Annotated in this window: 13 protein-coding genes; 7 read left to right on the forward strand and 6 right to left on the reverse strand. The window is 54.9% G+C overall.

What is annotated here, in order from left to right; genetic code table 11:
* Positions 1-16: 16 nt before the first annotated feature.
* Together AEQ67_RS31700 and AEQ67_RS31705 are read right to left on the reverse strand one after the other, a co-directional pair.
* The gene (locus AEQ67_RS31700; RefSeq protein ID WP_059407681.1) at positions 17-1957 is read right to left on the reverse strand and encodes an acyltransferase family protein; all 1941 of its coding nucleotides are present in this window, start codon (positions 1955-1957) and stop codon (positions 17-19) included.
* 242 nt (positions 1958-2199) lie between these two features.
* On the reverse strand, positions 2200-2436 hold the full coding sequence (locus tag AEQ67_RS31705) for a hypothetical protein (RefSeq protein WP_059407694.1): 237 nt from the start codon (positions 2434-2436) through the stop codon (positions 2200-2202).
* A gap of 220 nt (positions 2437-2656) precedes the next feature.
* Here AEQ67_RS31705 and AEQ67_RS31710 point away from each other — a divergent pair, with 220 nt between their 5' ends.
* Together AEQ67_RS31710 and AEQ67_RS31715 are read left to right on the forward strand one after the other, a co-directional pair.
* Positions 2657-2998 carry a hypothetical protein gene (locus AEQ67_RS31710; RefSeq protein ID WP_059407682.1) on the forward strand — a complete coding sequence of 114 codons (342 nt, stop codon included), beginning with the start codon at positions 2657-2659 and terminating at the stop codon, positions 2996-2998.
* A 220-nt stretch (positions 2999-3218) separates the two neighbouring features.
* Entirely contained in the window at positions 3219-6116 is a 2898-nt protein-coding gene (locus AEQ67_RS31715; RefSeq protein WP_059407683.1) for an EAL domain-containing protein, read from the forward strand.
* A 373-nt stretch (positions 6117-6489) separates the two neighbouring features.
* On the opposite strand, the gene AEQ67_RS31720 is transcribed toward AEQ67_RS31715, so the two are convergent.
* Positions 6490-7377, reverse strand: coding sequence for a LysR family transcriptional regulator (locus AEQ67_RS31720; RefSeq protein WP_059407684.1), 888 nt, complete (start codon positions 7375-7377; stop codon positions 6490-6492).
* 134 nt (positions 7378-7511) lie between these two features.
* Between AEQ67_RS31720 and AEQ67_RS31725 the strand changes: the two genes are divergently transcribed.
* Entirely contained in the window at positions 7512-8258 is a 747-nt protein-coding gene (locus AEQ67_RS31725) for an SDR family oxidoreductase (protein ID WP_059407685.1), read from the forward strand.
* 186 nt (positions 8259-8444) lie between these two features.
* On the opposite strand, the gene AEQ67_RS31730 is transcribed toward AEQ67_RS31725, so the two are convergent.
* The 3 genes from AEQ67_RS31730 to AEQ67_RS31740 form a co-directional block, all read right to left on the reverse strand.
* Complete coding sequence (locus AEQ67_RS31730; RefSeq protein WP_059407686.1) at positions 8445-8867, reverse strand: bleomycin resistance protein; 423 nt, start codon at positions 8865-8867, stop codon at positions 8445-8447.
* Between the two features lie 207 nt (positions 8868-9074).
* Positions 9075-9437: a DUF6463 family protein gene (locus tag AEQ67_RS31735; RefSeq protein WP_059407687.1), complete on the reverse strand. Its 363-nt coding sequence runs from the start codon at positions 9435-9437 to the stop codon at positions 9075-9077.
* Positions 9438-9618: 181 nt separating this feature from the next.
* Entirely contained in the window at positions 9619-10692 is a 1074-nt protein-coding gene (locus AEQ67_RS31740; protein ID WP_059407688.1) for an NAD(P)/FAD-dependent oxidoreductase, read from the reverse strand.
* 605 nt (positions 10693-11297) lie between these two features.
* Here AEQ67_RS31740 and AEQ67_RS31745 point away from each other — a divergent pair.
* The 4 genes from AEQ67_RS31745 to AEQ67_RS31760 all read left to right on the forward strand — a co-directional run bounded on the left by AEQ67_RS31745 (position 11298) and on the right by AEQ67_RS31760 (position 15410).
* Positions 11298-11657: a DUF6124 family protein gene (locus tag AEQ67_RS31745; protein WP_059407689.1), complete on the forward strand. Its 360-nt coding sequence runs from the start codon at positions 11298-11300 to the stop codon at positions 11655-11657.
* A gap of 278 nt (positions 11658-11935) precedes the next feature.
* Positions 11936-12793: a hypothetical protein gene (locus AEQ67_RS31750; protein WP_152974943.1), complete on the forward strand. Its 858-nt coding sequence runs from the start codon at positions 11936-11938 to the stop codon at positions 12791-12793.
* A 1284-nt stretch (positions 12794-14077) separates the two neighbouring features.
* Positions 14078-14437: a DUF6124 family protein gene (locus AEQ67_RS31755; RefSeq protein ID WP_059407691.1), complete on the forward strand. Its 360-nt coding sequence runs from the start codon at positions 14078-14080 to the stop codon at positions 14435-14437.
* A 196-nt stretch (positions 14438-14633) separates the two neighbouring features.
* Positions 14634-15410: a hypothetical protein gene (locus AEQ67_RS31760; RefSeq protein ID WP_059407692.1), complete on the forward strand. Its 777-nt coding sequence runs from the start codon at positions 14634-14636 to the stop codon at positions 15408-15410.
* The last annotated feature ends 264 nt before the right edge of the window (positions 15411-15674 follow it).

Below are 15674 nucleotides of genomic sequence, written 5' to 3' on the forward strand. Positions count from 1 at the left end.
GGTCAGGCGCGCGCCCCTATAGGTGAGCGGTGGCATCAAACTTCGTCGCGGCAGCATGTGGGGGAGCCACCGGGTCGTGCAGTAACGAGTAGCCTCGGTCCAGTAACGTGCGACCGATAAAACGCGAACCGACTTCATTCAAGTGCGAGTCATCCAGGTACAGCAGTTGGCCCTGGATTATCGGGCTGCACACGCCTTGCGGGCAGATCACTTGATTGGGATCGATAAAGTGCACCTGCGGGAATTTCACCCGTATGTCAGCCCAATAGGGCGCTATGGCACTTTGGGCGACCGTGCAATTGTGGTCGGTGCCGAACATCAAGTGGCGGATCGGGCAACTGGCGGCTTTTTCGATGTGCTGATTCCTCAAGATGACGATGACCTCGCCGCTGTGTTCCACCACCCGCTTGATACTCGCTTCGACCATGTCTTTGGCAATCGCATCCCTGGGCCAGATTGCTGCCAGCACCACATAGCGGTAATGGTTCTGCTCGATCAGGCTGAACGCCCGTTCGTTGCGTTTTGCACAATGGGCGGCATAGACCTCGGACATGTCGACGGTGTAGCCGATGATCGGCGGGCACGAGTCCATGGTGTAGTCCATGATCGAGAGGTTGTTGGGCTTGGCCAGAAGGTCGACCATGCCGGTGAAGTGATTGGCAAACGAATCACCGATCATGATGCCGTCCAGCTCTGCTTTTTTGACCCCCAAACGACACGCGTCATTAGGTCCGGTGCTGTATAGCGCGTTAGTGACGTGGCATCCGCTACGAATCTCGCTCGGCTTCTGCTGGGTCATCGCTTCAAGTAGCGAAACATCAGGGCTGAAACGTTGCGGAAAGCCGTGAAATAGCAGGCTCAATACCGCCAGCGTGGCCAGACCCAGTGCCGGAAAGGCGAATCGACGGGCGAAGACCCGGGAAAAGTGCCACGTTGCTCCGTTGCGTCGAAAGGGCACCTCGACATAACGCCAGGATAACCACGCGAGAATGAGCGAGACCGTGACCAGCATCGCCCCGACAGGCAAATCGATGGGGATCTCCAGGTAGCTCAGGTAGGCAATCAACGGCCAGTGCCACAAATACAGCGAGTAGGAAATCAGGCCGATAAACACCATTGGCCGGCTGGTGAGCAAACGCGAGCGCGTGTCGCCGCTGCCAGCCAGGATCAGCAATGCAGCCCCCAGGCATGGGATCAGCGCGTTGATCCCGGGGAAGGTCGAGTTGGGGTTCAAGGCGAACAACGAAAAACCGATCAACAGGTAGCCGGCCAGCGCAAGACCATGGGCTGTCAGCTTCCCGATGATACGGGGTTGATGCAGGTAGATCCCCAGCAGCCCGCCCAGCATCAACTCGAAAAATCGCGTAGGCAGCAGATAGTAGGCGGCTGTTGCAAAGACGCCTGTCGCGTATTCTGAAACGCCCACCGCGGCGACCACGCCAATGGCCAACACCGGCAGCACGTAACGCGGCGCCAAGCGATAGAGCAACACGATGAACAGCGGCCAGATCAGGTAGAACTGCTCTTCAATACCCAGTGACCAAGTATGCAGCAGAGGCGCTTCACTGGCGTCGGCGGCGAAATAGTTGCCGTACTTGACCCAGATATAGATGTTCGAGACGCCCAGCAACGAGAGCAGTGCGCTGACGTTCAGCCGGATCAGGTCGACCGGCGAAAGGATAAAAGCCCCGACGATCACAGTCGCCAACAACACCGTTACCAATGCAGGAACAATGCGATTGATGCGGCGCTGATAAAAACCCTTCAGCGAGAAGGCATTGCGCTTGACCTCGGAAAAAACCTGGGAGGTGATCAAAAAGCCGGAGATGACAAAGAAGATGTCAACGCCAACGAACCCCCCTGGCAGCAGACCGGTGTTGAGGTGATGCAAAAGTACCGCTATCACCGCCACAGCCCGCAGCCCATCAATGTCGGAGCGGTATTTTCCTTGAGCCATGTGTCTGACCATCCCTAACGCTGCCATCTATCGGACGTCCGACCCATGACAGCCACTGTCAAGATTTGGACGCACTCCACACCACATATCATTTGTAGTTGGAGATTTGACGGTAAGCAAAATTGAATGCGAAATAACTTTACCGACTCCAGGCAGTTGGCCCGCCGGCGAATTGTCGTCAAATTTGCGTGGGAGTTGCGGGCTGTGAAGCCCGGTAGGTCGAGACTGTATTTAGTCAGGCACTAAAGCCACGTATTAACCACCCGCCGATCCAGCTCCTCCCAATCCGCCATGCCCAACACCCGTGTGGTATTCAACCCGCGCAAATAACCGCGCAATTGATTGGCGGTGGCCCGTGTAAGCTCCGGGTCGGGCGCGTTTTCGCACAACAGTACGGTTTCATATTGGATCAGGTACTCGGCCACCCGGTCTCGGAAATCGGGCAAAACGGCGTCGCGAATCAGGTCAAAAGTTCTCAAGGAGCGATCCTCATCCATCTTTTCCAGGTTTGATTGAGTGTGCGTCCGTTCGCACGGCGCGCAACTATTGCTAGAAGTAATAGTGACCATCACTAAACGCAAGTTCTGCTTTGTCGGCAATAGTCGGAAAATCACTTCCATCGAACACGCGGCTCAAGAAATGTGCAGTTCCGTTTCCGTTGCTTGATGAGCCGAATCTTTTATTTTCAGGATGAGACCGATGCGCCCTTTATTCGTGCCTGCCATGGCGTTTGCCTCGTTGCTGCTCGCCGGTTGTGCCTCCGCGCCGAACGATCCGACCCTGACTTTGCAGACCAGCAAAACCCCTGCCCAATACGCCGATTGCGTCGTACCGAAATTACAGGGCAGTGCGTTGAACCCGACTGTCTCGCAGACCCAGCGCAGCTACCGGATCGTGGTGCCGAGCAAAGTCTCGGCGGACAACGTGCTGGAGGCCTACAAGGCCGGGAACGGCGGCAAGGTGTTCATCTACGAGCGGCATTTGCTGGCCTCGAACTTCCTGCCTTCAAGTTTTGAGCGCGCCGCTCAGGATTGCATCTGACCCCGGCCGGTAAGCGCTTTTCATAGAGCTCCTTTGGTTGGCCGCAACCAACCAATTTTTTGCCCCGCACCGCATTCGGTCGCGGGGCTTTTTTTGTGTTGGCACTAAAGCAAATAAAAACTATTGAAAAAAACAGCTATAAGCTTTAAATGTGAAACCCACTGGCACATTGCTAGCAACCAGTAAGTGAGTATCGCCAGTTTTGGCTCAGGGAGCGCTGATGAGTTTTCGTCCATTGACCGACTCCCTGCGGCAATCGAACGATTGCGACGTGGTCGCATCTCAACTGAAAGGGAACCTGAATAGTGTCGGCATGGCCTACGCTTGCAACGGGGACACCATCGAACAATTACTGAACTCTGCGCGCAGCTGGACTCATACCACCGCGTGGGTGGTTTACCGCGCCGGTGAACAAATGCATCTGGTCGGGCAGGGCGACCCCCGGGTGCAGTGGCCGTCAATCGTTGCGAATGAAGAGTTTGAAGCCTTTTGCCTGACCTGGCGCTTGCATCGGTGGCCGACCGGTAGAGGCGAAACTGTGCTGGGTTGGCTACTCGCGCCAGTCGAGGATGCCGCAGAACCGGCGCTCGCCGAGTTTGCCCAGCGCCTGGGCGTTGAGGTCCAGACCAATACCCTGGCCCGTGCGCAGATTACTCAACGTGTGCTGTACGAAATTACCTACCTGGCCAGTTCGACCCGCGACCGCTCAGTGTTTCTGGTGGGGGTTCACCGGCTGCTGGCGAGCCTGATCGACGCCGAGAACTTCTACCTCGCGCTGTATGACCCGCACAGTGGCAAAATTGATTACCCGTATTACGTCGACATCATCGACGTGGATGCCCTGGAGTCCGAGAACTACGAGTACCTTGACCGTTCGCATTTGTCGTTGACCGGCCAGGTGTTGACCACGGGCCAGCCATTGTTGATCGACGCCGCCGGCATTCTCGCGGCGCAGGCCGAGGGCCGTTTCTACTGCGTGGGTGATCGTCCCGAGTTCTGGATGGGCGCACCGTTGAAAAACGCCTCGGATGACGTCTTTGGCATGCTGGCGATGCAGGTCTACGACGTGGCTCGTACCTACAGCGCTGAGGACCGCGCGCTGTTTCTGGTGGTGGCCCGCCACGTGGCGATGGCGCTGGACCGGATCCTGCACCGCGAGGACCTTGAAGCAATTGTGATGCGCCGCACCCTGGAACTTTCAGAACTCAACGCCGCCTTACGCCAGGAAGTGGCAGACCGCGAACGCGCCGAACATCTGCAGAGCGCGCTGTTCCAGATTGCCGAGCTGTCGAGCCAGCCTGGCGACATGGCTGAGCTGTTTCAAACCTTGCATGGCATCGTCGGTGATTTGCTGTTCGCGCAGAACTTCTACATTGCGCTGTTCGACGACACGACCAGTGAAGTGACCTTTCCCTATTATGTCGATGAGCGGCAGACCACCTGTCCGGTGGCACGGCGTGGGCGCCGGGGCCTGACCGAGTACGTTATCCGTCAGCGTCGACCTTGCCTGATTGACTCGGATGAAGCTGAGCGATTGTCTGCGCACGGTGAGATTGAACTGGCCGATGAGTACGTCCGGTCCTACTCCTGGCTGGGCATTCCATTGTTCGATGGCGATGTGGTGCGTGGTGTGCTGGCGGTGCAAAGCTATACCTCGCAGGTGCAGTACACCTTGCGTCACCAGGAACTCCTGACGTTCGTGTCGCGGCACATCGACACCGCGTTATCACGACGCACCGCCGCCGAAGCGATCCATGCCGCCAACCTCAAGCTTGAAGCCAGGGTGCAGAACCGCACTCGCGAACTCGATCACGCCAATGCCAAGTTGCAACACGAAAACTCCCACGATGCACTGACCGGGCTACCGAATCGTACCTACCTGCAACAGCGCCTCAATCAGGCCTGGTCGCAGTTCGGCAGCGAAGGCGGGCACTTGGCGGTGATGTTCATCGACCTTGACCGTTTCAAGCTGGTCAACGACAGCCTCGGCCACCATTTTGGCGACCTGCTGTTAATGCAGGCCGCCCACCGTTTACGCGGTTGTCTGCGTGACACCGACATGCTGGCGCGCCTGGGCGGCGATGAGTTTTCGGTGCTCGCCCCGGAGGCACCGCTGGACGTGGTGATCGACATCGCCGAACGGATCCTGGTGGCGTTTGACCTGCCGTTTGTCATCAATGGCCATGAAGTTTTTTCGTCCTGCAGCATTGGCATTGTCAGCGCCGACAGTCAGTTCCATGACGAGCCAGCCGACTTGCTGCGCGATGCCGACGCGGCGATGTACCGGGTCAAGAGTGCCGGGCGCGACAGCTACGCGGTGTTCAACCAGGAAGTGCGCCGCGAAGTCTCGGACCAGGTCGAGCGCGAAGGGGCCTTGCGCAACGCGCTCAAACGCACCGACGAACTGCTGCCGTATTTCCAGCCGATTGTCAGCGTCGAAACCGGCGAACTGTTGGCCCTTGAAGCCCTGATTCGCTGGCATCAACCGGGCGGCCGGGTGATCGCGCCGGGCGAGTTCTTGCCGGACGTCGAGGGCTTGCGCCTGATCGGTCGACTGGACCTGTACATGCTCACCAGCATCGCCGTAATCCTCGCCCAACCCGAGCACGCCAACTGGCCGCCGGTGCACGTCAACTGCTCCAGCTACAGCATGACCCGCCCGGACTTCGCCAGTGACGTGCTTGCCCTGCTGGCGCGGTACAACGTCGCGCCCTCGCGCATCTGCCTGGAATTGACTGAAGGTGCGCTGGTGGCGGAGCCAGCCATCGCCCGACTGACAATGCAGCAACTGGCCGACAACGGTATGTCGGTAGTGCTCGATGACTTTGGTGCCGGGTTTTCATCCCTGAGCTATGTGCATCAATACCGTTTCAGCGGCTTGAAGATCGACAAGTCGTTCATCCTCGAACTGACCACCAGCGCACGCAGCCGCGCGATCGTGCGGGCGATTGTACGGATGGCGGAATCGTTGGACCTGAGCGTGGTGGCGGAAGGGGTTGAGGATGAGGCGACGTTGGTGTTGCTGCGGGAGATGGGGGCAGGGCAGGCGCAGGGGTATTATTTTGCTAAACCGATGGGGTTGGAGGATTTGTTGGGGAGTTTGTTGGTGGGGCGTTAGGCGGGGGGGGTTGAGGCAGTGGTGGTCTGGGCAGTTAACGGCATTGTGAACCAATGCTTGAGTTTAGTTGCTCTTGACTGGTTCCTGCCCGTCGCGAAGGGCTGCTATCGGCCTGAAGCGGTCGGTGATCCAAATAATAAATCTGCCCCCGTTTTCTTAACCGCATGAGATGAGCGTTGCACCTTTGATTTAGAGATGTATCAAATCGGCGTTGGCAATAAATCAGGACACTTTTGAGAGGCAAGCCCTGCAGTCCGGTGTGACTACTTAAAGCCCCGTTGACGAGCAAGAATGGTGAGTGTGCAGCGATTTTCGCCTAAGGGGCCGCCATGCTGATGGTTCTCCGTTCGCACCCTGGCCGTGGGCTAGGAGGCTACTTTGGGCGCTCATGGAATGCAGCAAAAACATCCGTCATAAAATCCATGAAAACGATGGCTCGCTGGGGCAGCAGCCGATTCGCTAAGTATACGATTTGGATCGGGACGGGTGGCGCCACGTATTCGTTAAGCAGCAATTGAAGATTGCCACTTCTCAGCCCTTCCTCATAAAGCCATTGAGGCCCCTGCGCGATTCCCAATCCTGCATTGACGTATTCACGTATCGCCTCAGGCGAGTTGACACGCAGTCGTCCGGAGATCGGGACATCAGTATCCTTAAACCGCCAGTTGGTTCCAGTGGATAGGAGGGTATAAATGAGGCAATCGTGTTCCTTCAGGTCATCAGGCGAGGAGGGAGAGCCACGTTTCTCTAGGTACGCACGGCTGGCAACGCACACACGCTCGAACCACGCTAGTGGCCGGGCTCGCATTGCGCTGTCCTCCAGGTGCCCAATACGAATCGCGAGTTCTGCCCCCTCGTCGACTAAATTGACGTAGCGATCATTGATTTGAAGATCGAGCGACAGTTCGGGATAGCGCCCTATAAAGCTCGCGACGTGCGGTACGATGAAGGTGTGAGCCAATGCGGTAGGGCAAGCGACGCGCAGTAACCCAGACGGCGTTACGTTCCCTCTCAGTGAGGACTCTGACTGTTCCACTGAGTCCAGAATACGCCGCGCATCTGCGTAGTACCGTTCACCCTCGGGCGTGAGCATCAGCTTTCGTGTGGATCGGTGAAGCAGCCTGGTTTGCAAATGGTTTTCAAGAGCAGCGACGTAACGACTGACGTTCGGTTGCCCTAGTCCTAGATCACGTCCCGCAGCAGAAAAACTACCTGTCTCGACAGCGCGAACAAAACAGCTCATCAGTAACAACCGGTCCATCACGCCCCTTTTCATGCAGATTTTGCATGAGATCTATTCGATTTGCCCATCTTATCAGCGCACTGGCATGAATACATAGTTGCTCTCAGAAGGTCAGTCGTCCGGCTGGCCGCCCCAAAAGAGAGGAAATTTACATGTCCCGTTTACAAGGCAAGCGTACCCTCATCACTGGTGGTACGAGCGGCATCGGTCTGGAGACCGCCAAGCAATTTCTCGCCGAAGGCGCACGCGTGATCGTCACAGGTGTTAATCCTGAGTCCATGGCAAATGCTCAAGCTATTTTAGGTAGCGAAGTCCTGGTGCTGCGAGCCGACTCAGCGAGTGTCGCAGCCCAGAAGGAGCTGGCGCAGGCTGTTCAGTCTCATTACGGGCAGCTCGACGTTGCCTTCCTCAATGCTGGCGTATCCGTCTGGAAGCCAATCGAAGACTGGAACGAGGAGATGTTTGATCGCTCCTTCGACATCAATGTCAAAGGCCCTTACTTCCTTCTGCAAGCACTGCTGCCGACCTTCTCTAGTCCTGCATCGGTGGTTCTTAACACCTCGGTAAGTGCGCATCTGGGCGCCGCGCGTTCATCCATTTATGCCGCAACAAAGGCTGCCTTTCTGAACATGTCGAAAACGCTCTCTAGCGAGCTTCTACCCCGTGGTGTTCGAGTAAATGCGGTCAGCCCTGGTCCGATCGACACGCCGCTGTACGACAAGGCAGGTATACCCGATGCCTACCGCGAGCAGGTCAACAAAGATATTGCTGCGACTATCCCATTTGGCCGTTTTGGCACGCCTGAAGAAGTAGCTAAGGCGGTTTTGTACCTCGCGTCGGACGAGTCTCGTTGGACGGTGGGAACGGAAATTATTGTTGATGGTGGTCGCTCGCTTTAATGGGCTAGTCACAACTTCACTTCTATACAGCCCGCTTTCCTATTCTTCAGGAAAGTGCCTATACAACGGATAGCGATACTGCGCTTTCGTTGGCGCTCCATGTCCGCTTTTGGCCGATTTCTGCCTTCCACGACCGGCTGAAACCGACCCTAAACGGACGGTCGCCCTGGTCTGTGTTCAGATTCATCAAACCGGCCGCTCACCCAACCGCTCTACCAACCTCACAAGATAACCATCGGGATCCTGGACGATGAATTCGCGTTGGCCTACTTCTACATTGCTAGCCCGATACCAGGTGTCTTTGCATTCTCGATAGAGTTGAAATCCAGCCTGGCCAAGTTTTTGGATGATTGGTACTACGGCCATAACGTCAATCTGCAGGTTTATTCCTCTTCCAAACGGCTTGGTAAGGGGCGCAGTCAGCCATTGGCCTGCGTCCGGATCAACCTGCTCAAGCATTACTTGAGCACCGTGCAAGTCGAGGTAAGCGAATCCATCCTCTGGGCGTTGATAAACTACTTCGAACCCTAGGCAAGACACCCAAAAAGCCAGACTGCTATTCAGGTCAGTGACCATTAACTCTGGAACCAGTTTGTTACGTTCAAACATGAGATGACTTCCATTTCAATAGGCTCATTCGCCAGGGGCGGGCAGTGTAAATACCTGATTCGCGATAACAGTGTTCTGCTCTTCTGGCACTGGTGCCACAGGAGATGATGGCGAGCATCATGATGCACGGTCGGGTGAGTATTATCGAGTCGCGTTGAATGGCAGCTCCTGGCCGATTGCTGCCTATCGTGAAAGATGAGCCGTTTGTCAGGCGTAAAAGCCATACCCTGCCGCGATGATCAGCGGAGAAACCAGCAGCGTTGCCCAGAACCCCGATTTCGGAACAGCAATGACGCAAATGATCGAGATCATAAGCACATAGATGCCAACAATTTTAAGTAGCGCGAGATCGCCAACGGCTACGGCGTGGATCGCTGTCTGCCCTGCGAGCATAAAAAGCGGCCCCAGCATGGTAAACCAGAGGGCTGTACGGCGATCTTCGTGCGCCCTGAATTGGTCAACGAAGCCAGAATCTACAGCGGCGGCGAATGCTGTTTTGAACTTGAAAATACCGAATGGAATATGGAGGACACCCAAGGAGAACAGCGTCCATGCGACGATATTTGACATGTCTTAGAGGCTCCGTAACGGTAAGGTTGGCTTAGAAGTGGTCACGGCAAATGCGACATTGCTCAGGGAGAAACGCAGCAAGGTTGACGGCAAGGACTGCTGCCCTCTGACGAAGCTATCCATTTGCCATCACCGTGTCCACCGTCCACTTTTGGCCGATTGCTAGCTCACAGAGGATCCCCTACGCTTGGAAAAATCGATCGGGTCGGCATGGGCAAAGGGCACTGGACGCCTTGTCATCGATGATCTCCTCGCTGGCAAGGCGTCCCACTACCGCCGCCAAAGTAATTCCAGGGTGCATTGCACAAACATAGACGCCGCCCACTTTTGGTAGATAACCGATGATGGGGATGCCATCGGCAGGCATGGGCCTAAGTCCGACACACGCCCATTGCGGATCTATGGAAACAACACCATGGAGTTCGTTCTGGATTGTCTTGGCAGTTCGAAGCGCTATCGCTGCAGGCTGATTTTCGATGGCGTCGTCCAGGTAATCTTCTGCCGCCAGCAACGCACCATCCGAACTTTGCCTCACTTCCATTTCTGGGCTGGAGATGAGGGTGTGCACGAGGTTGGGTTGTGACGTGTAACGGATGAAAATGGCAGGCGAGACCTCTATTGGCAGGGACACTTCAAGCATGTCTGTCAGCTTTGTGATGCCTGTCCCGGCTGCCAATACGACAATATCGGCATCGATGATGCCTATTGTTGTTTCGACTCCTGTCACCTTTGCACTCTGGGTTACAAAACCGAGCACTCGCGTCTGGGTGAGAATTTTCGCCCCATAGGCTTCGGCACCTGCAATTAACGCATGCGAAGCTGCCACTGCATCCAGCGCCCCTTCTTCAGCCGCATATAAAGCAGACTGAGGAGGGTTCTTGAGATTTGGTTCAAGGTCGAGAATCTGCGATCGAGACACCCGGTTTGCCGAAGCTTGGTTACCTGAGATCGGCAGCGCTCCATTCGCCATCACGCCGTAAGACAAGGCACCTGTCCATCGTATCTTCAGACCAGGCAGCTGCGTTTCGAGCCGACGGTACTCCTTGATTGCAGAACCGCGCAGTTGCGCAATGGGGTCAGGTTCGGGGTGTGAGGTATTGATCCAGGCAAATGAACGGCCAGTCACTCCCGAAGCTATACCTTCAGCCTCGACCAAGGTGACATTCGCGCCTTTACCTGCCAAGTGATACGCCAATGACGCGCCCACAATGCCTGCACCAATGACAACGACTCGTTTGCCCTGACCATTTCCCATATCAACCTCCGTTCTGTCGATGGGCCGATGGTACGACAGCTGGACGATTTCATGACATGAGAACCTGATCGTTCAGGACGCTTTTTGAGTGTCTGCTTTCTGGCCGAAAACTGACTGAATCAAGAGCCCTCATTCCCCCCTACATTTACGACGTCCAACCCTGGAACATGTCGGTGGCTTCCTTAATTTATCGCGTTTTTCAGCGCCTGTAGGACGCGCGCCTACGATCAATAAACATCGCTTGAGCGTGCTTGTTTAAACGCCCTGAAGGTTACTTCCTGAAAGCTACAAAACCTTGCGCCGTTGCCTACGGGTACGCCAGAATCCGCCGGCTTGTGCGCTGTGGGGCTGGGTTCTATCGTTTCCGTGCCGCTGACTATTCAGCAGCCGGGTCTGGAAACCCCGAAGTGTAAATGGCGCAAAAGCGCCCTTCATAACTTATGCTTGCGCGCTTTCACAGTGTGCACTCCGTTATGGCGGCTGTGCGCGGGAGACCTTCGGGTCTACCGGGTTGCCGTTTCCCCGGGTTTCCAGCCTGCGTACAGCTGCCACCTTTTCGCCTGGAAACGAATGGGAGCAGTTCAACCAGCAAACGGAGATTCACAATGAAAAAGCCTACACCCAACCCGCCGGAAACCGATCCCGTTTCCCCGTACGAACCCGGTTCGAAAAAACTCAACGACGCCGCCGAAGCTGCGCTCGATTTCCACTTCGCATCAATTGCCGACATCAAAGCCACACCGCGCACACCCTACAAGGGTTTTTCCGTCGACCCAGAGAGCGATACCGAATCCCTCGTGGTTTATCTGGTCGAGACGCTGGCCTCGGTCGATGTGATGGTTCATCAGTTGGTGGATCATCTGGACGGTGAGTCGCGTTATGTGCTGTTGGGGATTTCCAACAGCATCATGCTGGCCGAGATCACGGCCAATCGAGTGCTGGATCAGATTGATCCGCCGGAGTAATCGCTCGCACATTTCACCAAAAATCAGGTGACGGGTATCGATTACTGTTTGGCCTGGGCTTCTGATCGTTCCCACGCCAAGCGTGCGAACGATCAATGGGGTTGACCGAGGAGGGCGTGCGGGTGTTCGATGCCTCTGCGGGGCGGTATCTGCCAAATTTCGGTTTCTATAATGATGCTCCATGCCGGGTGGCGGCAGAAGTTGGGGAGTAGTGTGGTTGTCCTCGCAAGTGTGTGGACAGGGAAAACTGCGCGGCCATCGCCACGTGGGCGGTGATCATGCGCATCATGTCGCCGTGGATCACTACCCAGGGGGGCTGTGTCGTGTTTTTCTCCATGGCTTTACCCATGCATGCCGCCCTCTGTGATAATGGCAATATGGTGGCAATTTTGGCTCGTGTGAGGTATATAAGTGAGAATAGAATCGTTATTTGTAATAAGGCTCGATATATGGAAAATGGCGGAAAAATAACAGATAAAAAATTTGATTTAGAATCAGATTTAATAAATATAACTCCGTTAGTGTTGCTAATATGTGCAGCAGTTGCTGTATTTTATTACGTTGATGTTTTTGGTTGGCAGTTTTCCAAAAATCAAAGCGACTGGTCTGCTTTTGGTAGTTATATTGGCGGAATTTTTGGTCCGCTGGTGTCATTCATAACATTGTTGGCGGTTTTAAAAACAGTTGCCTTGCAGCGTGAGTTATTGGCGACGCAGCGTTCGGAGTTCAAGGCTATGCAGGCGCTGCAGCAAAACACCTTTGATGCTCAGCAGTCCCAGATTAACGAGGCGGCTATCAAGTCTTATGTTGATGGTATAGAGCGATTCAGAGAATTTGGTTTGCAGATGGTAGATAGGCATATTCTTCTTTTTGAAAATAAATTGGATAGGGCTGAGGCTAATATTGGTAGATATAATGAAGTGGTTTCGATCAATCGTATAGGTCTTAAACCAGGGTTGATGAGTGAGGCGCTGAAGCAGAAAGAAACTAGTGCCAAAATGATAGAACGCCTCGTGGCCCTGTCCGTAGCCATCTCCCAAGATGAGTTTTTGACAATTGAAAGTATTCAGGATTTTTATAGAAATGGTATGTCGAAAGTTTTTTCTAATGAGTTAGCTGAATTTGAATCCTGCTGAACTATCATCGTTTCTTGAGGCTGAGCTCTAACATCTGCCCAAGCGACAGCTTGATCTTATGTCGGGGACCAAGGGGCAGATTTATTTTGTCCCTGTCCCCTTTTTGGAAACAATGGCTCTCAGTGCTAGCGCCCCCGCAAACAGAAAAAGAGCCATGCTCAACACCGAAAGTCACAGCTTCATCATCGGCTCTACAGTTACCTAAACTGCCGCAGGCTAACGTGAAGCATGAGCAGCATTTTGACGGTCAGTTGCAAGCGTGTATTAGATCTCCAGCGTGCCCGCACAGATAAGCCCCCCGAGCATCGCGAAGAGCATTGAAATCAAGCCGCCTAGAAGTGCGGATAGTGCATAGGTTCTAGCTTTCGGCGTGTCCTTCCGGTCTGGATGGTTCCAGTTTGTTGCTAGTTTCAGGCCAAGCCACCCAATCATGGCTGTAGATCCCGCAGACACCTCAAGACCAATTAATATGGTGAAGAATAACCGTTCGATTACACCCGTTATCCATGGGGGGGACGCCCTTGCTCCCCTCCGACAGTCGTGGCTTTGGCGAATCACCCAGCCACCAACGAAGGGCTTGTAGAAAAACCCAACATACGATGCCACCGCCCACCAACGACAACATCAAACCAATGACCCATACCTCTCTCATACGGTTCTCCGAGCTTCTATTGATTACGCCAGTGAATAGTCGGAAGCATAGCTGACTGTCCTAAGACTTAGAGTTTGGATGCTATTCAGTGCCGACTTTTACAAGAGCTAGTATGTAACCGCCAAGCATCGACTTCAGTAGCCAGCGGGCGAAAAAAGCGAAAAAATGGCCAGATTTAATTCGTCAGTTTCGTTGTTTTGAAAAAAATCTGTCCCCCTTGTTACTTCTTCGAGGTTTTCAACCGCCTGTAAGACGCGCACCTACGATCAATAAACATCTCTTGAGTGTGCGCGTTTAAAAGCTCTCAAGGTTACTTCCTGAAAGCTACAAAACCTTGCGCCGTTGCCTACGGGTACGCCAGAATCCGCCGGCTTGTGCGCTTTGGAGCCCATCGGTAACTTGAGTCCTGTCACTGCCCATCAGTGATCGGGTTTAGTCGCTCGTGGTGTATCAAAGCGTATTTGCGTCCAAACAGTCAGGTCGTTTCATGCCTGCACTTCATGGTAGCTGTGCGTAGGGCGCCTTCGGGCGCGCCGGTTTGGTACTCCCCGGTCGACTAACCTGCGCACAGCTGCCACCCCCTTGTTTAGTCGCAAGTCGGTGATGGCTCCATATCTTTGGAGTACCGAAATATGAAAAAGCCTACACCCAACCCGCCGGAAACCGATCCCGTTTCCCCGTACGAACCCGGTTCGAAAAAACTCAACGACGCCGCCGAAGCTGCGCTCGATTTCCACTTCGCATCAATTGCCGACATCAAAGCCACACCGCGCACACCCTACAAGGGTTTTTCCGTCGACCCAGAGAGCGATATCGAATCCCTCGTGGTTTATCTGGTCGAGACGCTGGCCTCGGTCGATGTGATGGTCCATCAGTTGGTGGATCACCTCGACGGTGAGTCGCGTTATGTGCTGTTGGGGATTTCCAACAGCATCATGCTGGCCGAGATCACGGCCAATCGAGTGCTGGATCAGATTGATCCGCCGGAGTAGTCGCTCGCACATTTCACCAAAAATCAGGTGACGGGTATCGATTACTGTTTGGCCTGAGCTTCTGATCGTTCCCACGTAGAGTGTGGGAACGATCAATGGGGTTGACCGAGGACGGCATGCGGGTGTTCGATGCCTCTGCGAGGCGGTATCTGCCGCCCTATCTGCCCAATCGCCACGACTGACAAAGGAACTATCAATGCAGCAAGTTGCGCAAAGTTACCGTGGCGTTTGGAAGCGGCGTTTGATCCAGCATCGCTCAGGGCTTTCGGACAGTGAAACGGCGGTGTATTGGCTACAGACACCGCTACTGTTTGCCGACCTGCGAATCCCCTCCAGTCCGCTACCAGGTCTGGCGCTCGAAGCACTCAGCCACGCTCAATATCTGGCGTTGTGTGAACAGAAAGGTTTCGCCGGGGTGACGCAGATTGATGCCGACATTTGCCAATGGCATCGCAAACTGGACTATCAGCCGGTCAGTGGCGATGAAGACATTGGTCGCATGCATTTTGAAACCAGTGAGTGCCTGATCGAAACCGCGCTGGACGACAGCTATTACGAAATATGGGACCGATTGCCCGACTCGCTCGGCGCTTGTCGTGGTCAATGGTTGCAAGCAATGGATGATCCAGCGCGTCAGGGCTGTCTGCTGTTGGCCGGGGACTATTTTCTGTTCGCCGCCAGCCGTCCTGCACCGCTGACACCGGGCACTCATTTGCGCGAAAATTTCAGTCAACTTGAAAGCTCAATAAACCCTGCTTCCCTGTTTGCCTGCGAACTGTCTTTTGGCCGGCATCACGCCGGACAAACCCCATGGGCAATTGAATGCTCGACGCTCCCCGCCAACACGGGCCAATGCCTGCTGCCAGCATCGGTGGACCCGTTTGCCACGGATATTTTCGCCAATGAAGCCGTCATGGCTTCACTCGGCACATTTATCCCAACTGGCGGTTGGCGCTGTGCGCCTGACCCATAACATACCGATCAATCAAGCCAAAACGCGAACCGTGTAGCAGCTGGCGAAGCCTGCGTTCGGCTGCGCAGCAGTCGTAAACCCTGAGCGCGCGGTGGGTCTGACGCACCGCGTCGGCTGGTTTTACGACTGCTGCGCAGCCGAACGCAGGCTTCGCCAGCTGCTACAGGGGATGTGTTGCTGCTGGCTCGTTAGTCGGTGTACCCGTTTGCCGCGGATATTTTCGCCAAGCAAGCCGTCATGGCTTTACTCGGCACATTCCTGATG

This window comes from Pseudomonas sp. RIT-PI-q (assembly GCF_001297125.1).
GTDB lineage: Bacteria > Pseudomonadota > Gammaproteobacteria > Pseudomonadales > Pseudomonadaceae > Aquipseudomonas.